Here is an 18,939-nt window from a genome sequence, read left to right on the forward strand (position 1 = left end):
CCCTGACAAACTGTTTCCCAGTGACTCCAAACGTGTGCCAGTGCCACGGAACCGCCAGATACCTGCCGCATTTCCTGCCTTATTCAGCACTTACCGGCTGAGGTCTGTAAAAGGAGCCTCCCAAGTGAACAAGAAGAACCAAACCGCGCTTGTCGCGGTAACGATCGCGGCTGGCCTGATGGTCGGCGCATCCGCCTCCTCCGCCGCCGGCCAATGCGGCCGTGCTTCCTGGTACGCACTGCACTCCCGGACCGCCAATGGCGAGCGCATGAACCCGTCGGCAATGACCGCCGCGCATCGCAGCCTGCCCTTCGGCACCAGGCTGAAGGTGACCAACCAGAACAATGGCCGCAGCGTCGTCGTGCGCATCAACGACCGCGGCCCGTTCATCAAGGGCCGCGTGCTCGACCTGTCGAAGGGCGCCGCCGGCCAGCTCGGCTTCATCGGCTCCGGCCATACCTCCGTCTGCATGGCGCGCGTCTGATCTGTCCAGGTCCGGCCCATTCGGGCCGGACGCATCCTATATCCGACGGCCGCGCTTTCGCAGCTGCACATTGAGCCGGCTGGCCCCGTTCGAAGCGGATTCTCAAGGCCTTGGACCAAAGAATTGCATATGTCACGCCACGTGACGTATTGCGTCGCAGCAATATCTTGTTAACCTCCGCGCGAGACATTCAAGGATCGGCGCTGCTCGTCGTCCCTTCGGTCACGGCAGCTGCGGAGTACCTGATGTTCTACCAGCTCTACGAAATGAACCATGCCGCCCTGCAGCCTGCGCGGCTCTACGCCGATGCGGTGCGGCTGTTCTACCGCAACCCGCTTAATCCGTTTTCGCACACGCCATGGGGTCGCTCGGTGGCTGCGTCCGCTGAATTGTTCGAGCGCACGACGCGCCGCTACAGCAAGCCGCATTTCGACCTGACCAAGACCGTGGTCGACTGGAAGAGTGTCGAGGTCTCAGAAAAGACGGTGTGGTCGAAGCCGTTCTGCAATCTCACCCGCTTCGAACGGTCCGTGTCTGCCGGGCGCAAGGCCGACCCGAAGCTTTTGATCGTGGCGCCGATGTCGGGCCATTATGCGACGCTGCTGCGCGGCACGGTCGAGGCGATGCTGCCTTATGCCGACGTGCACATCACCGACTGGGTCGATGCCCGCATGGTGCCGCTGACCGACGGCCATTTCGACCTCGACGACTACATCGACTACATCATCGACATGCTGCATGCGCTGGGACCTGACACCCATGTGATGGCGGTGTGCCAGCCTTCGGTGCCGGTGCTGGCGGCGGTGGCGCTGATGGAAAAGCGTGGCGATCCCTTCGTGCCCTCGACCATGACGCTGATGGGCGGGCCGATCGACACCCGCCGCAACCCGACCGCGGTCAACCTTCTGGCCAAGGAAAAGGGCATCGACTGGTTCCGCGACAACGTCATCATGAACGCGCCCTGGCCGGTGCCGGGTTTCGGCCGCGAGGTCTATCCGGGCTTCCTGCAGCTGTCGGGCTTCATGAGCATGAACCTCGACCGCCACATCATCGCCCACAAGGACTTCTTCATGCACCTGGTCAAGCATGACGGCGACAATGCCGAGAAGCACCGCGACTTCTACGACGAATATCTGGCGGTGATGGACCTGACGGCGGAGTTTTATCTGCAGACCGTCGACACGGTGTTCGTGCGCCATGCCCTGCCCAAGGGCGAGATGATGCATCGCGGCGAAATCGTTGACACCAAGGCGATCCGCAACGTCGCGCTGTTCACGGTCGAGGGCGAGAACGACGATATTTCCGGTCTCGGCCAGACCCAGGCCGCGCACGACCTCTGCCCCAACATTCCGGCCGACCGGCATGCCCACTACATGCAGCCGGCCGTCGGCCATTACGGCGTTTTCAACGGCTCGCGTTTCCGCTCGGAAATCGTGCCGCGCATCGTCGATTTCATCGCCAGCTACGGCCGGCAGAACCGCGTTGCGGTGAAACCGAGGCTGGTCCGCTCCGCCAAGGGTTGAGGCTCGATACAGCTGTGGCGTGCATTGCCTGCAGAAGCGGGGCGACTTCGCACGCCGCAGGCGTTCTGTTGCACAATAGACGCTGTCGGGCGGGCGCGGGTAACCATGCCGGAAAATCTGCCTCCCCCCATAATTGACACGGACTGTAAATCCCCTTTAACCTTTCGTTAACAACAAGGGTGAACGGGGACAATGACTTCCTCAGCGATGGCACGGACGCTGCGCTTGTGCGCGGCAACAGGGCTTGCGGTTTTGGGATGCTGGGCGGCGCCGGCATCGGCGGGCGGCGCCATGGCGACCGGCGGCATGACCTCGCAGCCGATCGGCCATTATGATTTCTGCAAGTCCAATCCGGGCGAATGCTTGATCCGGCCAAGCAATCTTAACCCGGCTGCGATGACCGACGCCTTCATGCGCAAGCTGATCAGCGTGACATCCAGGGTCAACGCCGCCGTCAAGCCGATGAGCGATTACGACATTTACGGCAAGGATGAAGTCTGGGCCTATCCCGACAAGGGCGTCGGCGATTGCGAGGACTATGTGCTGGAAAAGCGCCGCCAGCTCTACCGGTTCGGCGTGTCGCTGGCCGATCTCCTGATCACCGTCGTGCGCAAGCCGGACGGCGAAGGCCATGCGGTGCTGACGGTGCGCACCGACAAGGGCGACTACGTTCTCGACAATCTCACCGACAAGGTGAAGATCTGGGACGCCACCGGCTACCGCTTCCTCAAGCGGCAGGCAATCGACAACACCGGCCGCTGGGTCTCAATCCGCGGTGGCCAGCAGCTGCTGGTCGGCGCGGTCCAGTAGGATCAAGTAACGGACGGCCTGATCCATCACTTCCATGCCGTGACATCGACCAAGACCGCTGCAGCGCAGAAATAGCCGAGCGCGATTTCCTGTCTGGCACTGGATCTTCTGCACCGCCGTGGCGCTCGTCGTTCACGGCATGGATCCTCGGGTCTGCGCGTTCGCTTCGCTTCCGCTCCGCCCGTGGATGACGAAAGTCTGAGCCTCCCAAACCGCCTGCCCAAAATTTGTTGCAGTCTCCCGTGAACCAAACCGTCTCCTGCGGCGACACACAGCCGTAACCAGAACCCAATCACGGAGACTTCCAATGACTTCTTTCCTGCGTACTGCCTTCCTCGCCGCCGTCGCGGTGTCGTCCCTGGCCGGATCGGCCATGGCAGATCAGACCATCACCTGTTCCAACACCCAGACCAACGACTGGTGGGCCGGCCGTTGTTGCGGCGCCGGCGACTCGAGCTGCCTTGGTCACGAGGGCCATGGCCACGACCATCACGACAATGGCGGCCGTGGCAGCACTGCCGGCAAGAACTGATGCAACGTCTCGCCGGCGATCGCCTCTCCAATCAAGGCGAACGCCGGCAAGCGCCTCATGCCATCCTATCCGGTGCGTCCAAGCGCCGCCCGGATCGATGCCGTGATGCGGCGAAGCTCGGCTTCATCCAGCTTCTCGATGTTCTCGGCCAGGAGATTGGCAAGTTCGGTGGCCGCCGGGCTGAGCCCCGACGTATCGAGTTTCACGCGCGGATGCGAGGCCTCGGCCAGCCGCGCCAGTTCCTCAGCGTCGTCCCAGATGACGTTGAAATAGCCGATGATCTTCTGGATCAGGGTCCAGGTCGGCGCGCCGCGGCGGCCATGTTCCAGCGCCGACAGATAGGCGGCGGAAACACCGATCGCCTGCGCCATATCCTTCTGACGGACACCGCGCTCGATTCTCAGCGCGCGAATCTTTTCGCCGAACGGCGTCATCTGCTGACCCGCCTGAGACGCACATAGAGCGCGCCCGAACCGCCATGGTTGCGGGCGGCGTGGTCGTGGCTGGAGACCAGTGGCCGGAAGGCGGGGGTCGACAGCCAGGCCGGCACGGCACGCCGCAAGACGCCGTCGCCGCCCGACGACGAACCTTTTCCCGTGATGATCAGGACATAGCGGATGCCGCCGGCATGCGCCCGGTGCAGGAACGAAAACAACAACGAATAGGCCTCGTCCTGGGTCATGCCGTGCAAATCGACACGGCCCTCGATCGGCAGCCGGCCGTTCTTCAGCTTGTCCAGCGTCGGCTCGTCCAACGCGTGCGAAACATGTTGCGCCTTCGGCTTGGCGGCGACGGCCGGCGCGATTGCAACCGGCGCCTGCGACGGCTTGGGGTCGGCGATGATGTCGCGGATGTCGACCGCCATCCTGTCCTTCAGCGGCCGGGCGGTCCGCGCCACCAGGTTCCACAACACCCGGTCGTCCTCGCTGAGCCTATCGGGGCGGTTGCTCATCGATTCGTCTCCGAAACGAGAACTCTTGGCACCAGCGCATAGAAATCCGCCTTGTTGCGCACGACCCCGGCGATCTCGCCGGCGGCATCGCCTGAACCGGCGAAGAGATCGCCGCGCGCCGGTCCGGTGATGGCCGAGCCGGTATCCTGCGCGATCATCAGCCGCCGGAACGGTTTTTGCTCGAAGGCCATCAGCGTCGGTGCATCGATGTAGAACGGCGTGCCGAATGTGTGCAGCAGCCGGTCGACGGCGACCGAGCGGCCCGGCGTCAGCGGCACCTTGGCGGCGGCGATCGGACCGAGCGTCGCGTCGCCGACCGCTGCTTCGCGAAAGAAGATGTAGGAGCGGTTCTGCCAGAGGATCTCGTCGATGCGATCGGGATGCGCCCTGAACCAGGCACGGATCGACTGCATCGTCACTTTTTCAAGCGGGATCTCGCCGAGATCGGCGAGGATCTTGCCTGGCCCGGTAAAACGCTGGCCGGATTTGGCGGCATAGGTGACGCGGCAAGACCGACCATCGGTCATCTTCAGCCGCGCCGCGCCCTGCACATGGATGAAGAAGGCATCGACTTTTTCCGCAAGCCAGGCGATTTCCAGGCCTTTGCCGGCCAGCGCGCCGCGCTCGATCTGGCCACGGTCGAAATACTCGACCGGCCCCTGCGGCGTGTCACGGGCGAAGGCCAGATACTCGTCCATGCCCTCGGGACGGTTGGCGCCGTCGATGTCGATCAGATCGCCCGGCCGCGCCATAAGCGGCACCGTGAATTCTTCCGTGCGCACCGGCGAAGCCTCGACCTCCGGTTCGTAGAAGCCGGTGACCAGACCCGCATTTTCAGCCTGAACCTTGGCTGGAACGAAATGACGCTCGAAGAAATCCTTGGCTGCCGACCGATTCGCCGGCGAAACGGAACGCGCCTCGTCATAGGCGCCGGCAAAGGCATCGAACCGGACGCCGAGCGAACCGGTGCGATAAGGCTTGGTCAGGACATGAAAGGCCGAACGGCGGAAGGCTTCGAAGGCGGCAAGGTGATCGTCCGCAGCCCAGCCGGGAAGATCATCAAAGGATTTCTCGACGAAAAGGGACGATAGCGACACCGCGGCCCCGCCACTGGCCATGTTTGCCTGCATGTCGATATCCCAAAAACCGCTGCCCACTTTTGGGCGACATGCAAAGATTCAGTCTTCTTCCTCGGTGGCGACCAGCTTCCAGTTCGGATCGCGCGAGCGTGTGTCGCGGGCGAAGGTCCAGACATCCTTGACCTCGGCCACTGTCTCGGGATCGCCATCGATGACAGCACCCGCCTTGTCGCGGGTCGCCGAAATCAGCTCGCTGACGATGCGCAGCGTGATGTGCGCCTCGCCACCCTTCATCTCGGCCGAGACGATGTCGGCCTTGTCGATGCCGACGAAGGAGGACTGGATCTTTTCGGCTTTCGCCTCGCGGTCGCCTATTGCGGCGACGAAACCATCGAAAACCTCACGCGACAAAAGGTTCTTCAGCGTTTTGCGATCGCCATCGGCATAGGCCATGACGATCATCTCATAGGCCATCTTGGCGCCGTCGACGAAACCCTTCGGGTCGAAGGACGGATCATTGTCCTTGATCGTGCGCAGGCCTTTGTTGAGGTCGGTGTCGGGCTTGGCGAAGGCGTCGATGGCCGCATAGGTTTCGGCAGCCGTTTCGCCCGGCAGGCGCTTGCGGGGCAGCGAAACCACATTTTCGGGCTTTTGGGTCGCGTCCTTGTCGGTGCGGCTGGCCGTATAGGGATCGAAGGGCGGGCGTTCGCTGCCCGTGCGGCGGCCGAGGACGTTGCGCAGCTGGAAAAAGATCACCACTGCGGCAATCAGAAAGAAAATGGTGCCGAAGTCGAAGAATCCCATATCTTTCGCCAATCAATCCCTGACCTGGCCGGACCGCCGGCCAATCCGGGCCGCGATCGCATAGCGTTCAACATGCAAAGCATATAGAACGCATGGCGCAATCATTCAAATCAAAGGCAGGCATACCTATCTAACGGCCTCAGTGCCAGCGGCGATTGTACGCCGTCCGGCAAAACATGGAAACGATCGGTCAAGACTTGCGCATTTCCTTCCTCCCTTTGTTCGTGCTTGCACTCCCGCTGCTGGAAATCGCCGGTTTCGTCATTGTCGGCCGCGAGATCGGGGCGCTGGCGACGGTCGGCCTGGTGCTGGCTTCCAGCCTTGCCGGCGTGCTTCTGCTCCGCCACCAGGGCTTTGGTGTCATGGCGCGGGTGCGCGCCGAGATGGCCGGCGGCGGCGACCCCAGCCGCCAGCTCGCGCATGGCGCCATGATCGTGGTCGCCGCGATCCTTTTGATCATTCCCGGCTTCATCACCGACATTATCGGCCTGCTTCTGTTCCTGCCGCCGGTGCGCGACCTTGCCTGGCGCAGGCTCAAGGGCCGCATCGTCGTCGCCACCGATTTCACCGCCGGCGGTTTTCGGGGCAGGTCGCGCGACAAGGTCATCGATCTCGACGACGGCGATTATTCGCGCGAAGACGATTTCAAGCGCGGCCCCGACCATAATTCGCCGTGGCGGCGGCTGAAGGACGACTGAGGCTATTCAGGTGATGCCGGTCTGACCTGAAACTCAACACAGTTTTGATCCTTCCGGTCACAAGGCGGCAAACCTTGTCTTGTCATGCCGACCATGCTAGCCAACGCCCGATTTCAATTCGGTCAGCTCTGCTGCCCAGGCAAAAGGATCAAGGCTCATGGCCAGCAAAGATGACGCGCCGGTCGGCGCCGCAAACGGCAACGGCGAAACGGCACAGCCGTCGCTCAACGTGCTTGCCCAGTATGTGAAGGACCTGTCCTTCGAAAGCCCCGGCGCGCCGAACTCGCTGCGCGGCCGCGACAAGGCCCCCGGCATCGCCATCAACGTCAATGTCAACGCCAATCCGCTCTCCGACAAGCAGTTCGACGTCAATCTGACGTTGAACGCCAAGGCCTCCTTCGACCAGGAAGTGCTGTTCAATGTCGAGCTCGTCTATGGTGGCGTCTTTGCCATCTCCGGCTTCCCGCAGGAGCACATGCTGCCGATCCTGTTCATCGAATGCCCGCGGCTCTTGTTCCCCTTCGCCCGCCAGATCATCGCCGAAGCCACCCGCAATGGCGGCTTCCCGCCGCTGATGCTCGACCCGATCGATTTCGCCCAGATGTTCCAGCAGAAGCTGGCTGAAGACCAGGCGGCGTCGAAGGTCAAGGTGAGCTGAGGGTTCGCCACTATGGATTGAAAAGCCCGGCTTGTGCCGGGCTTTTTGTTGGATTCGTGCCGAGAGGACTGCACAGCGCCCCCTCTGCCTTGCCAGGCATCTCCCCCACATGGGGGGAGATCAGCAGCTTCGACGGCCGCGCCTGTCCATACAACTCTCGAGATTGGCGAAGGCCGGTGTGACGTCTGATCTCCCCCCTTGTGGGGGAGATGTCCGGTAGGACAGAGGGGGGCGCGAAGGGGCGCTACGGGTTGATGTTAATCCCGCGGAAAATCACCCCGCCGCCACCTTCAGCCACAGCGCCTTTTCGCCCAGCGTTGCGACCAGCCCGGCGTGCGCTGCGCGCTCGGACTCGGTCAGCCGCGAGGGCAGGCCGATCGGCCTGGCGGCGATCGAGATGTCGATGTCGGCGACGTCACCATTGGCATTGACCTGCACCGCCACCGTTTCGAGGATCAGCGCCGCCTGTTTGCCGCCGATGAGCTCGATATAGACTTCGGCGAGAAGTTCGGAATCGAGCAGCGCGCCGTGCTTGGTGCGGTGGCCGTTGTCGATGCCGTAGCGGCGGCAGAGCGCGTCGAGCGAATTGGGACCCATGGGGTGCTTGCGTCGAGCCAGCGCCAACGTATCGACGACGCGCCCCGTATCGATGACCGGCTGGCCGAGCCGGCCGAACTCGGTGTTGAGGAAGCCGATGTCGAAATTGGCGTTGTGGGCGACGAGCTTGGCGCCGTCGGTGAAGGATAGCCATTCCTCGGCGATTTCGGCGAAGGTCGGCTTGCCGACCAGGTCGGCGGCGCTGATGCCGTGCACGGCCTGCGCCTCGTGGTGGACCGCGCGCCCTTGCGGATTGATGAACTTGTGGAAGGTGCGGCCGGTCGGGAAGCGGTTGACCAATTCGACGCCGCCAAGCTCGATGATGCGGTCGTCGCGCATGTCGAGGCCGGTGGTTTCGGTATCGAAGATGATCTCACGCATAGAATCAGCTCACTCCTAAGGGAGTAGAATCATAGAGCGGAACAAAATGGCAATGGGTAATGCCCTTTTTCCCTTCTCCCCTTGTGGGGTGAGCGGCCGGTTCGCCGAAGGCGAATTCTTCGTGCCAGTGGCACGATGAAAGGCCGGCGAACGCCGGGACGCTGCGAAGCAGCGGGGACCCGGCAGGGTGGATTGGCCACCGCCCGGCCCTTCGCAAGCTCAGGGCGTTCGAAGCTCGAAAAGCCAAGCAATTGGCTTTTCGTTCGCTGCGCGAACCGCTTCTCACCCCACAAGGGGAGAAGGGAAAGCGTCAGCGCCCAGAGAGTTCGGCGATGATGGCCTTGACCGCGGCACGTGCCGCCTCCATCCCTTCACCCGTGTCGATGACGAAATCTGCCTGACGGCGTTTTTCGGCGTCGGGCACCTGCTTGGCCAGGATCGCCGACAGCTTCTCCTCGCTCATGCCGGGCCGCGCCAGCACGCGGGCGCGCTGGATGTCGGCCGGCGCGGTGACGACGACGACCTTGTCGACCCGGGCGCGCCCGCCGGTCTCGAACAGCAGCGGAATGTCGAGCACGACCAGCGGCGCGCCGGCCGCGCGGTGTCTTGTCAGAAAGGCATCGGCGTCGGCACGCACCAGCGGATGGATGATTGTCTCCAAAGTCTTCAGCGCCGCGGCGTCACCCAGCACCCGCGCGCCTAATTTCGCACGGTCTACGACGCCGGACACGGTGGTGCCGGGAAAGGCTACTTCGACCAAGGGCGCAGCCTTGCCGGAATAAAGCCGATGCACGGTCTCGTCGGAATCATGCACAGGCACGCCGGCGTCGGCGAACATCTTCGCCGTCGTCGACTTGCCCATGCCGATCGATCCGGTGAGGCCGAGCACGATCATCGTTTGGCGCCCATCATTTCGCAACAATGTCGGCGACAATCATCTGCCGCAATTCCGGCGTGACGTCCGGCTTCTCGCCGAACCAGCGCTCGAAGCCGGGCACGGCCTGATGCAGCAGCATGCCGAGACCATCGACCGTCTTCAAATTGCGTGCCCGCGCCGCGGCGAGCAGCGGCGTTTCCAAGGGCACATAGACAATGTCGGAAACGATGGCGTGGCCCGGCAGGCCAGCGGGATCGGCGGCCAGCGTGGCATCGCCATGCATGCCGAGCGCCGTGGTGTTGACGAGCAGGCCGGCATCGGCAAGCAGATCGCCGACCGCGCCATGCGCCGAGACGCCGGTGCCGAAACGGTCCGCCAATTCCTGCGCCCGCGCCAAGGTGCGGTTGACGATGCGGATATCCCTGACGCCACGCACTTTCAGCGCGTGGATGACTGCACGCGACGCCCCGCCGGCGCCGAGCACCACGGCCGGGCCGTTTTTGTCCCAGCCCTGCGCATGCTCGTCGAGATTGCCGGCAAAGCCGATCCAGTCCGAATTGCCGCCCCACAGCAGGCCGTCTTCCAGCCACAGCATGTTGACGGCGCCGATCATCTCCGCCGCTTCGTCGCGGCGCTCGACCCTGGCAAAGGCCACCTCCTTGTGCGGGATGGTGACGTTGCCGCCCTGGTAGTCATTGGCCTGCAGCGATGTCAGGAATGCGGGAAAATCGGCCGGCGCGACATCGATGGCGCGGTAGCTGCCGTCGATGTCGTATTTCTTCAGCCAATAGCCATGGATCTTCGGCGAGCGCGAATGCGCGATCGGATGGCCGGTGACAAAAGCTTTTTTCTCAACCATCGATGGCTCCGAGCGCCCGCAATTCCTTCAGCACCGGCAACAGCGGCAGGCCGACAATGGTGAAATAGTCGCCTTCGATCTTTTCGAACAGCTGGATGCCTTCGCCTTCGATCTGGTAGGCGCCGACGCTCGCCAGCGCCTTGGCGCCGACACGGGCCAGATGACGGCCGATGAAAGCAGGATCGAGCTTGCGCATGGTGAGGCTGGCGACACCGACATGGCGCCACAGCACAGCGCCGTTTCGGCAGAGCACGGCGGCGCTGTTCAGCTGATGGGTCTTGCCCGACAGCGCCAGCAGATGGCGGCGGGCGCCTTCCATGTCGGCCGGCTTGTGGAACACTTCATCTCCCAGTGACAAAGTCTGGTCGCAGCCGAGAACCAGCGCGCCGGGCCGGCGCTCGCTGACCTCGGTGGCCTTAGCCTCGGCGAGGATCAGCGCGACGTCCTCCGGCGACACGTCGCTGTCCTGCAACGGCGCCTCGAGCGCGCGCTCGTCGACATCGGCCGGGACCGCCTCGATGTCGAGCCCGGCATTGACGAGCATGGCTTTGCGGAACGGACTGCCGGAGGCGAGGATGATTTTTTCGGTCATTGTTTTTTGCCTGATTACCGTCTGCCGCCGAGATATTCACCCAAGTAGAAAACCGTTGCACTCGTCGGCTAGCGTAACGGCATGGATCCTAGGGTCTGCGCCGCGTCGCTTCGCTCCTTGCTCCGCCCTAGGATGACGAAGGCACGCTGGGGTGACGCTAATTACAAGCGTTGGAGATTGGCAGAATCGGTCCTCTCATTCGTCATCCTAGGGCGGAGCAGGAGCGAAGCGACGCGGCGCAGACCCTAGGATCCATGCCGTGAGTTTCGTGCGCCGCAGCGGTGGACATCACCAACGCAGCATTCCATTCCAATTACCTATTCTTCCCCCTGAGGGCAACGATGGCCGCCGCGGTCTCCTCGATCGAGCGGCGGCTAACGTCGATCATCGGCCAGTTGTGCCTTGTGCAGATCTGGCGGGCATAAGCGAGCTCTTCGGTGATCAGGGCGCGGTCGACATAATCCGACGCTTCATAGGTGCTGCTATTGCCCAGGATACGGTTCTGGCGGACATGCGAGATGCGCTCGGCGGTGGCGATCAGGCCGACGATCAGTGGCTTGCTGGCGGCGACCAGGCTTTCGGGCACCGGTACGCCGAGCACGATCGGAATGTTGGCGGTCTTGATGCCGCGGTTGGCGAGATAGATGCTGGTCGGCGTCTTCGATGTCCTGGAAATGCCGACCAGCACGATGTCGGCATCGTCCATATTGAGCGGCAGCTGGCCGTCATCATGCTCCATGGTGAAGTTGAGCGCATCGATGCGGCGGAAATAGTCGGCGTCGAGCACATGCTGGGCGCCGACGCGGCGGCCGGCCGGCGTGCCGAGATAGGACTGGAACACGGTCAGCACCGGCTCCAGCACCGAGACGCAAGGCAGGCCCATGGCGGCACAACGCTCGTCTATGCCGCGCGCCAGCTTCTGGTCGACAACCGTATAAAGAATGATGCCCGGCTCCTCCTCGATGTCCTCGAACACTTTCGCCACCTGCTTTTCGGTGCGGATGAGCGGGTAGATGTGCTCGATGGCGCGCGCATCCTTGTATTGCGCCGAGGCTGCCCGGCCGGCCGCCAGCAGCGTTTCGCCGGTGGCGTCGGAAATCAGGTGCAGGTGGAAGAAGCTTTGGGGTTTGTTCACAGGGGGCACCTGGGGCTGTGGGCTTGTGTGGATAAACGCGGACCGGAAAGGCGACCGCCTGGAAGCGACTGTATCAGAAGGCGGGTTGTCCACAATTCGATGCGCTGTCGGCTTCGTCGGGCGGCTGGGGACAATTTTGGGGACGGACGATGTTGCCCGCGCTTCATCCACAGAGCGCGTTTCTCGAGGCGAACGTCAAGCCATTGACTCCAGTAAACGAATCCCGGTCATCCACATTCTCCTGCAATCCCGAATGGGAAGTGCGCGACAATATGCTGGCTGGCCTTTTCAGAGGCGAAGCGGGACAGGTGACAACCACCACAACCAACAGACTCTTAGAATCAGAAGATTCTTAGAAATAAGATATTTGATTTAGAAAGAGGCCTGGGAGAGGCGAACGCTCGATGCGGCGGATCATGCTGGACGTATTGAAGGGCAAGGCAGCGTTTCCGCCGCCACTCTGGATGATGCGTCAGGCCGGGCGCTATCTGCCGGAGTATCGCGAGACCCGAAAGCGCGCCGGATCCTTCCTCGATCTCTGCTACAATCCTGACCTTGCCGTCGAAGTGTCGCTGCAGCCGATCGAACGCTTTGGCTTCGATGCCTCGATCCTGTTTTCGGATATCCTTGTCGTGCCCCATGCGCTGGGCCGTGACGTCCGCTTCGAAGAGGGCCGCGGGCCGTTGCTGACGCCGATCACGGCGACGGAGATTTTGACTCTCAACAGCGAAACGTTTCACGTGAATCTCGAACCGGTCTATGAGACGGTTCGGCGGCTGCGGGCAAAACTGCCTGAGAAGACGACGCTGATCGGGTTTTGCGGTGCGCCGTGGACGGTGGCGACTTACATGATTGCCGGCCACGGCACGCCAGACCAGGCGCCGGCGAGGCTGTTTGCCTATCGCGAGCCGGCCGCGTTCCTGCAGCTTCTGAAAGTGCTGGCCGATCATTCAGCGGCCTATCTGATCCGCCAGATCGAAGCCGGCGCCGACGTGGTGCAGATTTTCGATTCCTGGTCCGGCGTGCTCGACGATGCGTCGTTCGACCTGTTCTGCGTCCAGCCGGTGGCGGAGATCGTCCGGCAGGTTCGTGCCGTCCACCCTGATGTTCCGATCATCGGTTTTCCCAAAGGCGCCGGCACCCGCTATGAGAGCTATCGCGAGAAGACCGGCGTAACGGGGCTGGGGATCGACTGGACCGTGCCCCTGGCAGCAGCGAAGGCATTGCAGGCCGGTGGCGCCGTGCAAGGCAACCTCGATCCCTTGCGGCTCGTGGCTGGCGGCAAAGCCCTGTCCGATGGCGTCGATGCGATCCTCAAGACGCTGGGCGACGGACCGCTGATCTTCAATCTCGGCCATGGCATCACGCCGGAGACGCCGGTGGCGCATGTCGAGGCAATGGTGAAGCAGGTGCGGGGCGCGACACGCTGATGGCTCAGTCGAACAATAGGGGCAAAGCGGTCAGCAGCACGGGTCAGGCAATGGTGCGCATGACCATCGGCATTGTTGTCCTGGTGGTTCTCACCGCACTTCTGTTTTTTGTCGCGCCTGAGGGTTTCTATCCCTGGGCAAAGGCGATCCATATCCTTGCCGTCATTTCCTGGATGGCAGGCATGCTCTATCTGCCGCGGCTGTTCGTCTATCACGTCGATGCCGAGAAAGGGTCGGTGCAGTCGGAGACCTTCAAGGTGATGGAGCGGCGCCTGCTGCGCGGCATCATCAATCCGGCGATGATCGTTACCTGGGTGTTCGGCCTCTGGCTCGCCTGGAAAATCTTCGGCTTCCAGGGCGGCTGGCTTCACGCCAAGATCGGCCTGGTGCTGCTGTTGTCCGCCGTTCACGGCTATCTGGCCGGCGCGGTGCGGAAATTCGCCGAAGATCGCAACGAAAAACCGGCGAGGCACTGGCGGATCGTCAACGAGATCCCCACATTGCTGATGATCGCCATCGTGATCCTGGTTGTCGTCAAGCCGTTCTGAGGCCGATCAGGCCTCTTAAAACGCTGCTTGCTCTTTGATCCGACCGACGATAAAAGACGGGTCTTCCTTCCCGTCATGCGCCGCCCCTCATTATTTTCGGCCGCGCCCGGCATTTGTCGCATCCCGCCGATATTTTTCTCCCAAAGCTCACCCAGAGTCCGTCTATGCAAGAAATGAAACTTACCGAATTCAAGAACAAGAAGCCGCCAGAGCTGATCGCTTATGCCGAATCGCTCGAGGTCGAGAACGCCAGCGTCATGCGCAAGCAAGAGCTGATGTTCGCGATCCTGAAGAAGCTGGCCGCACAGGATATCGAGATCATCGGCGACGGTGTGGTCGAAGTGCTGCAGGACGGCTTCGGCTTCCTGCGCTCCGCCAATGCCAACTACCTGCCAGGTCCCGACGACATCTACATCTCGCCGTCGCAGATCCGGCGCTTTTCGCTGAAGACCGGCGATACGGTCGAAGGGCCGATCCGCAGCCCGAAGGAAGGCGAGCGCTATTTTGCGCTGCTCAAGGTCAACACCATCAATTTCGACGATCCCGAAAAGATCCGTCACAAGATCCACTTCGACAATCTGACGCCGCTCTATCCGACCAAGCGGCTGAAGATGGAGATCGACAATCCGACCAGCAAGGACATCTCGCCACGCGTCATCGACCTGGTGGCGCCGATCGGCAAAGGGCAGCGCGCGCTGATCAACGCGCAGCCGCGCACCGGTAAAACCGTGCTGATGCAGAACATCGCGCATTCGATCACGGCCAATCATCCGGAATGCTATCTGATCGTGCTGCTGATCGACGAGCGGCCGGAGGAAGTGACCGACATGCAGCGCTCGGTGAAGGGCGAGGTGATCTCTTCGACCTTCGATGAACCGGCGGTGCGTCACGTCCAGGTCGCCGAAATGGTCATCGAGAAGGCCAAGCGCCTGGTCGAACATGGCCGCGACGTCGTCATCCTGCTGGATTCGATCACCCGCCTCGGCCGCGCCTACAACACCGTTGTGCCGTCATCCGGCAAGGTGCTGACCGGCGGTGTCGACGCCAATGCGCTGCAGCGGCCGAAGCGCTTCTTCGGTGCGGCCCGTAACATCGAGGAAGGCGGCTCGCTGACCATCATCGCCACCGCACTGATCGACACAGGCAGCCGCATGGACGAAGTCATCTTCGAAGAGTTCAAGGGTACCGGCAACTGCGAAATCCAGCTCGACCGCAAGGTGGCGGACAAGCGCATCTATCCGGCCATGGACATCCTGAAGTCCGGCACCCGCAAGGAAGACCTGCTGGTCTCCAAGCAGGACCTGCAAAAGATTTTCGTGCTGCGCCGCATCCTGGCCCCGATGGGAACCACCGACGCGATCGAGTTCCTCATCGACAAGCTGAAGCAGACCAAGACGAATGCCGATTTCTTCGATTCGATGAATACGTAAGCAGTTCGTCGGACCTATCTGGTCCAGGCATCGAAACCCCATTCCGGGAAACCGGATGGGGTTTTTCTTTGAGGCGACAACCGCGCCAATCAGCCTCCAGCAAGCATGGCTGCTTGCCGGAATCTAACGCTCTGGGCGCAAATGGCGTTCGAGTTCTTCGATGCTGGCAATGACCGGCAGACAAACCTGCCCGGTGCATAGCCAGGCGCCCGGTCGATCGGTCGGCGGCAGGATGCCACCTGGCAAAGTCGGTCGATTCGCCTCCGTTCCGATCGACACGACAATATCGATACGGCGTGGGTCAGGATTCCGATTCGCAACCGGAACGAGGCTTGGGCTCTCTGGTGAGTCGACCAGAACTAGCTTCAAGGGCTCGAGCACCAGGGCACAGGCGTTAACAATCCCAGCCTGGCCATAAGACTGGTGCCCTGCCCGGCCCATGGCGTGTTCGGCGACGCGCCACGCTCTGTCCTGCAGATCGAGATCGCCGGTAACCGAAGCCAGCCGAACCAGCGCTTCGATGATCTGGCTGGTAGCCGAAGAGATCGCCTCGTCGACATCACCGCGGATGCGGATCGGAACATCGGTGCTGTCGGACGCGGTCAGGTAGTAACCGGTCCCGTCGCTGTCCCGGTGCCAGCGATCCAACTGGTCGATGAACTGCCTCGCCCGATCGACATAGGTCGAATCGCCGGTCGCTTCGAATAGCGCGATCGCTGCATTGGTCATCGCGGCATAGTCGCTGGACAGCGCCGGAAACAGTTTCTTGGCGCCGAGCATGGAGTGCGGCAGGCGGCCGTCCTGGCTGGCCTCGCCAATGTGGCTGAATGCCTTTGCGGCCGCGTCGATCCACTCGCGCCGGTCCAGCGAGCGGCCGGCTTCGGCGAGCGCCACGATCATCAAGCCGTTCCAATCGGTCAGCGCCTTGCCGTCCTGGCCCGGACGAACGCGCTGCTCCCTTGCCGCCAGCAATTTTGTCTTGAGTGGGACCAGCAGGTCCCGGTCGGGCACACTCTGGCTTTGCTGAATATCCGTCTGATGGACAATTGGTTTGCCCTCCCAGCTAGGTGGCGCGGAGAGCGTGAAGTATTTGAAAAACAATGCCGAATCGTCGCCGAGTACGGTTTCGATCTCATCCCTGCTCCAGGTGTAGAAAAGCCCCTCTTCGCCGTCGCTGTCGGCATCGAGGCTGGCAGCAAAAGCGCCGCCATCGACGCGCATTTCGCGCAGCAGCCAGGCGACCGTGTCTTCGATTCGTATCCGGAACAAATCGTTGCCGGTCGCGGCATAGGCCCAGTTGCACAGGCGGATCAGCTGGGCATTGTCGTAGAGCATCTTTTCGAAATGCGGCACCAGCCACTCGGCATCGGTGGAATAGCGGCTCAGCCCGCCGCCGACATGATCGTAAATGCCGCCGGCCAGCATCTTCTCCAGGCTGATGAGAACGGCGTTGCGATGCGATGCGACGCCGTCGCGCAGCCAGGACAGCCACAGCGTGTGCATGAACGGCGCGTTGGGAAACTTCGGCGCGCCGCGCAAGCCGCCGAGATCGCGGTCGATCATGCCGTCGATGCGGTCGGCGAGATCGCTCAGCGTCCCTTTGTCGAGCACCGCCTTGGCGTGGACGCCGGCCAGGCGGGCCTCGACATGATTGGTCAAACCGTCGGCGCTCTGGTCAAGGCTTTCCCGCTTTTCGCGCCAGGCCTTGTCGACCGCTTCCATCACCTGGATGAAGCCAGAACGGCCATAGCGAGCTTCGCGTGGAAAATAGGTGCCGCCCCAGAACGGCTTGCCGTCGGGGTTGAGGAACATGGTCAGCGGCCAGCCGCCGTGCTCGCCCATCGACGACAGAGCGGCCATATAGATTTGGTCGATGTCCGGCCGCTCCTCGCGATCGACCTTGATATTGACGAACAGCCGGTTCATGACGGCTGCGACTTGGTCGTTTTCGAAACTTTCATGCGCCATGACATGGCACCAGTGGCAGGCGGCGTAGCCGACCGAGAGCAGGATCGGCCGCTGCAAAGCCTTGGCCTCGGCCAGTGCCGCCGGCGACCAGGCCCGCCAATGCACGGGATTGCCGCTGTGCTGCTGCAGATAGGGGCTGGCTTCTTCGGCAAGCAGGTTTTGCGCAGGCAAGGTCACGGGCGGGCTTGGCTCGGTTTGGCGGTGTCGGGATTAATTTCAAGCTAGGGCGATTGGCTAGAGCGGGCAAATGATTTCAGGCGATTCGATAGTTGCGCTGTCCAGCGGCCGCCTCCCCGCCGGCATTGCCGTCATTCGCATTTCCGGACCGACGACTCGATTCGTTGTCGAAACGATTGCCGGAAGCATGGTTAAGGACCGTGTTGCCGCGTTGCGCAAGCTCCGGGCGGCGGACGGATCGCTGATCGACCACGGCCTGGTGCTGTTTTTTCCCGGGCCGAACAGTTTTACCGGCGAGGATGTCGCCGAGTTCCATGTCCATGGCGGCCGCGCTGTTGCCGGCAGGATGCTGGAGACCATCGCCGGTTTTGATGGCGTGCGGCATGCCGAGCCCGGCGAATTCACCCGGCGCGCCTTTCTCAACGGCAAGCTCGATCTGGTCGAGACGGAGGCGCTGGCCGATCTCGTCAACGCCGAAACCGAAGCGCAGCGCCGCTTTGCGGTGCAGAATGCCGAGGGCGAACAGAGCGCGCTCTATCTCGGCTGGCGCCGGCGTCTGATCCATGCGCGGGCAATGATCGAAGCGGAAATCGACTTTGCCGATGAGGACGATGTGCCGGGCTCCGTTTCAGATACGGTCTGGTCGGATGTCCGAGCCATGGTGGATGAGATCAGCCGCCATATCGCCGGCTTCCATGCTGCAGAAATCATTCGCGACGGTTTCGAGGTCGTCATCCTCGGTGCACCGAATGCCGGCAAATCCAGCCTGTTCAACGCGCTGGCACGGCGCGAGGCGGCAATCGTCACCGATGAGCCCGGAACGACACGCGACCTCCTGGAGGTGGTACTGGATCTCAACGGCGTACGGGTCAGGGTGACTGACACGGCAGGCCTGCGGGAAGCGGCTGGCAAGGTCGAAGCCATCGGCATCGAAAAGGCGCGGGCCAAGGCGCATACGGCGGACCTGGTGTTGCTGCTGGAAGATCTGGCGAACCCGGCCGCGATCGGCGACATCCCGGCCGACATCCCGGCTTTGAGAATCGGAACCAAGGTCGATCTGCTGAAAGGTGGACCGCCGCCTGGTGCCTATGACGCTACGATCTCGACCATGGATGGGACAGGTTTGGCTGAACTGCTGGCTGACATCGGAGGCCGTGCTGCCGCAGCGATTGGCGATGCCGGCGATATCCTGCCGTCGCGGTTGCGGCATGTGGAGCTACTCAACGAGACGAAAGGCTTTCTGGTCTCTGCTTTGTCGGGTGAGCGGGGCCAGGAGCTGCGCGCGGAGGAACTGCGGCTCGCGGCGGACCGTCTTGGCCGGATTGTCGGGGCGGTGAATGTCGAGGATTTGCTCGACGTGATTTTCTCTCAGTTTTGCATTGGGAAATGACTCACGTGAAACAGT

20 protein-coding genes are annotated in these 18,939 nt (G+C 62.4%); 10 read left to right on the plus strand and 10 right to left on the minus strand.

Annotated elements, in window-relative coordinates:
- Window positions 1-124: 124 nt before the first annotated feature.
- The 4 genes from FJV77_RS14640 to FJV77_RS14655 all read left to right on the plus strand — a co-directional run bounded on the left by FJV77_RS14640 (window position 125) and on the right by FJV77_RS14655 (window position 3,349).
- Complete coding sequence (locus tag FJV77_RS14640) at window positions 125-484, plus strand: septal ring lytic transglycosylase RlpA family protein (protein WP_246691261.1); 360 nt, start codon at window positions 125-127, stop codon at window positions 482-484.
- 245 nt (window positions 485-729) lie between these two features.
- A complete protein-coding gene (locus tag FJV77_RS14645; protein WP_142867498.1) occupies window positions 730-2,007 on the plus strand; it encodes a polyhydroxyalkanoate depolymerase in 1,278 nt (425 codons plus the stop codon).
- Window positions 2,008-2,199: 192 nt separating this feature from the next.
- A complete protein-coding gene (locus FJV77_RS14650) occupies window positions 2,200-2,817 on the plus strand; it encodes a transglutaminase-like cysteine peptidase (protein WP_142867499.1) in 618 nt (205 codons plus the stop codon).
- Between the two features lie 307 nt (window positions 2,818-3,124).
- Complete coding sequence (locus FJV77_RS14655) at window positions 3,125-3,349, plus strand: hypothetical protein (protein WP_142867500.1); 225 nt, start codon at window positions 3,125-3,127, stop codon at window positions 3,347-3,349.
- A 65-nt stretch (window positions 3,350-3,414) separates the two neighbouring features.
- Here FJV77_RS14655 and FJV77_RS14660 read toward each other — a convergent pair whose 3' ends face one another.
- The 4 genes from FJV77_RS14660 to FJV77_RS14675 all read right to left on the minus strand — a co-directional run bounded on the left by FJV77_RS14660 (window position 3,415) and on the right by FJV77_RS14675 (window position 6,184).
- Window positions 3,415-3,783, minus strand: a complete 369-nt coding sequence (locus tag FJV77_RS14660) for a helix-turn-helix transcriptional regulator (protein WP_142867501.1) — start codon at window positions 3,781-3,783, stop codon at window positions 3,415-3,417.
- On the minus strand, window positions 3,780-4,301 hold the full coding sequence (locus tag FJV77_RS14665) for a Smr/MutS family protein (RefSeq protein ID WP_142867502.1): 522 nt from the start codon (window positions 4,299-4,301) through the stop codon (window positions 3,780-3,782). Before FJV77_RS14665 ends, FJV77_RS14660 begins: the two co-directional genes overlap by 4 nt.
- Window positions 4,298-5,398 (minus strand): murein transglycosylase A, encoded by a 1,101-nt coding sequence (locus FJV77_RS14670; RefSeq protein ID WP_142867543.1) that lies wholly within the window; start codon window positions 5,396-5,398, stop codon window positions 4,298-4,300. Before FJV77_RS14670 ends, FJV77_RS14665 begins: the two co-directional genes overlap by 4 nt.
- 81 nt (window positions 5,399-5,479) lie before the next feature.
- Window positions 5,480-6,184, minus strand: a complete 705-nt coding sequence (locus tag FJV77_RS14675) for a Tim44/TimA family putative adaptor protein (protein ID WP_142867503.1) — start codon at window positions 6,182-6,184, stop codon at window positions 5,480-5,482.
- 197 nt (window positions 6,185-6,381) lie between these two features.
- Here FJV77_RS14675 and FJV77_RS14680 point away from each other — a divergent pair, with 197 nt between their 5' ends.
- Together FJV77_RS14680 and secB are read left to right on the plus strand one after the other, a co-directional pair.
- On the plus strand, window positions 6,382-6,882 hold the full coding sequence (locus tag FJV77_RS14680) for an FxsA family protein (protein WP_142867544.1): 501 nt from the start codon (window positions 6,382-6,384) through the stop codon (window positions 6,880-6,882).
- Between the two features lie 157 nt (window positions 6,883-7,039).
- The gene (gene secB / locus FJV77_RS14685; protein WP_142867504.1) at window positions 7,040-7,540 is read left to right on the plus strand and encodes a protein-export chaperone SecB; all 501 of its coding nucleotides are present in this window, start codon (window positions 7,040-7,042) and stop codon (window positions 7,538-7,540) included.
- Window positions 7,541-7,813: 273 nt separating this feature from the next.
- Here secB and dnaQ read toward each other — a convergent pair whose 3' ends face one another.
- The 5 genes from dnaQ to FJV77_RS14710 form a co-directional block, all read right to left on the minus strand.
- A complete protein-coding gene (gene dnaQ / locus FJV77_RS14690) occupies window positions 7,814-8,518 on the minus strand; it encodes a DNA polymerase III subunit epsilon (RefSeq protein WP_142867505.1) in 705 nt (234 codons plus the stop codon).
- A gap of 310 nt (window positions 8,519-8,828) precedes the next feature.
- Complete coding sequence (gene coaE, locus FJV77_RS14695) at window positions 8,829-9,413, minus strand: dephospho-CoA kinase (RefSeq protein ID WP_142867506.1); 585 nt, start codon at window positions 9,411-9,413, stop codon at window positions 8,829-8,831.
- A 13-nt stretch (window positions 9,414-9,426) separates the two neighbouring features.
- Complete coding sequence (locus tag FJV77_RS14700) at window positions 9,427-10,254, minus strand: shikimate dehydrogenase (RefSeq protein ID WP_142867507.1); 828 nt, start codon at window positions 10,252-10,254, stop codon at window positions 9,427-9,429.
- Entirely contained in the window at window positions 10,247-10,846 is a 600-nt protein-coding gene (locus FJV77_RS14705) for a Maf-like protein (protein WP_142867508.1), read from the minus strand. Before FJV77_RS14705 ends, FJV77_RS14700 begins: the two co-directional genes overlap by 8 nt.
- Window positions 10,847-11,159: 313 nt before the next feature.
- A complete protein-coding gene (locus tag FJV77_RS14710; protein ID WP_142867509.1) occupies window positions 11,160-11,981 on the minus strand; it encodes a pyruvate, water dikinase regulatory protein in 822 nt (273 codons plus the stop codon).
- A 404-nt stretch (window positions 11,982-12,385) separates the two neighbouring features.
- Here FJV77_RS14710 and hemE point away from each other — a divergent pair, with 404 nt between their 5' ends.
- The 3 genes from hemE to rho all read left to right on the plus strand — a co-directional run bounded on the left by hemE (window position 12,386) and on the right by rho (window position 15,389).
- Window positions 12,386-13,411 carry a uroporphyrinogen decarboxylase gene (hemE, locus tag FJV77_RS14715; RefSeq protein WP_142867510.1) on the plus strand — a complete coding sequence of 342 codons (1,026 nt, stop codon included), beginning with the start codon at window positions 12,386-12,388 and terminating at the stop codon, window positions 13,409-13,411.
- Window positions 13,411-13,959 (plus strand): protoporphyrinogen oxidase HemJ, encoded by a 549-nt coding sequence (hemJ, locus tag FJV77_RS14720; RefSeq protein ID WP_142867511.1) that lies wholly within the window; start codon window positions 13,411-13,413, stop codon window positions 13,957-13,959. The genes hemE and hemJ overlap by 1 nt, the downstream gene beginning before the upstream one ends.
- A gap of 164 nt (window positions 13,960-14,123) precedes the next feature.
- Window positions 14,124-15,389 (plus strand): transcription termination factor Rho, encoded by a 1,266-nt coding sequence (gene rho, locus FJV77_RS14725; protein ID WP_142867512.1) that lies wholly within the window; start codon window positions 14,124-14,126, stop codon window positions 15,387-15,389.
- Window positions 15,390-15,512: 123 nt separating this feature from the next.
- On the opposite strand, the gene FJV77_RS14730 is transcribed toward rho, so the two are convergent.
- Entirely contained in the window at window positions 15,513-17,534 is a 2,022-nt protein-coding gene (locus tag FJV77_RS14730; protein WP_142867513.1) for a thioredoxin domain-containing protein, read from the minus strand.
- Window positions 17,535-17,604: 70 nt separating this feature from the next.
- Here FJV77_RS14730 and mnmE point away from each other — a divergent pair, with 70 nt between their 5' ends.
- Window positions 17,605-18,924: a tRNA uridine-5-carboxymethylaminomethyl(34) synthesis GTPase MnmE gene (mnmE, locus tag FJV77_RS14735; protein ID WP_142867514.1), complete on the plus strand. Its 1,320-nt coding sequence runs from the start codon at window positions 17,605-17,607 to the stop codon at window positions 18,922-18,924.
- Window positions 18,925-18,939: the final 15 nt, after the last annotated feature.

It is taken from the genome of Mesorhizobium sp. WSM4306 (assembly GCF_007003975.1).
Lineage (GTDB): Bacteria > Pseudomonadota > Alphaproteobacteria > Rhizobiales > Rhizobiaceae > Mesorhizobium.

Coding starts and splice junctions, on each gene's coding strand:
- mnmE (WP_142867514.1), top strand. CDS start 17,605: ATGATTTCAGGCGATTCGATAGTTGCGCTGTCCAGCGGCCGCCTCCCC.
- secB (WP_142867504.1), top strand. CDS start 7,040: ATGGCCAGCAAAGATGACGCGCCGGTCGGCGCCGCAAACGGCAACGGC.
- dnaQ (WP_142867505.1), bottom strand. CDS start 8,518: ATGCGTGAGATCATCTTCGATACCGAAACCACCGGCCTCGACATGCGC.
- FJV77_RS14650 (WP_142867499.1), top strand. CDS start 2,200: ATGACTTCCTCAGCGATGGCACGGACGCTGCGCTTGTGCGCGGCAACA.
- FJV77_RS14645 (WP_142867498.1), top strand. CDS start 730: ATGTTCTACCAGCTCTACGAAATGAACCATGCCGCCCTGCAGCCTGCG.
- FJV77_RS14700 (WP_142867507.1), bottom strand. CDS start 10,254: ATGGTTGAGAAAAAAGCTTTTGTCACCGGCCATCCGATCGCGCATTCG.
- FJV77_RS14655 (WP_142867500.1), top strand. CDS start 3,125: ATGACTTCTTTCCTGCGTACTGCCTTCCTCGCCGCCGTCGCGGTGTCG.
- FJV77_RS14665 (WP_142867502.1), bottom strand. CDS start 4,301: ATGAGCAACCGCCCCGATAGGCTCAGCGAGGACGACCGGGTGTTGTGG.
- hemJ (WP_142867511.1), top strand. CDS start 13,411: ATGGCTCAGTCGAACAATAGGGGCAAAGCGGTCAGCAGCACGGGTCAG.
- FJV77_RS14675 (WP_142867503.1), bottom strand. CDS start 6,184: ATGGGATTCTTCGACTTCGGCACCATTTTCTTTCTGATTGCCGCAGTG.
- rho (WP_142867512.1), top strand. CDS start 14,124: ATGCAAGAAATGAAACTTACCGAATTCAAGAACAAGAAGCCGCCAGAG.
- FJV77_RS14705 (WP_142867508.1), bottom strand. CDS start 10,846: ATGACCGAAAAAATCATCCTCGCCTCCGGCAGTCCGTTCCGCAAAGCC.
- hemE (WP_142867510.1), top strand. CDS start 12,386: ATGCGGCGGATCATGCTGGACGTATTGAAGGGCAAGGCAGCGTTTCCG.
- FJV77_RS14660 (WP_142867501.1), bottom strand. CDS start 3,783: ATGACGCCGTTCGGCGAAAAGATTCGCGCGCTGAGAATCGAGCGCGGT.
- coaE (WP_142867506.1), bottom strand. CDS start 9,413: ATGATCGTGCTCGGCCTCACCGGATCGATCGGCATGGGCAAGTCGACG.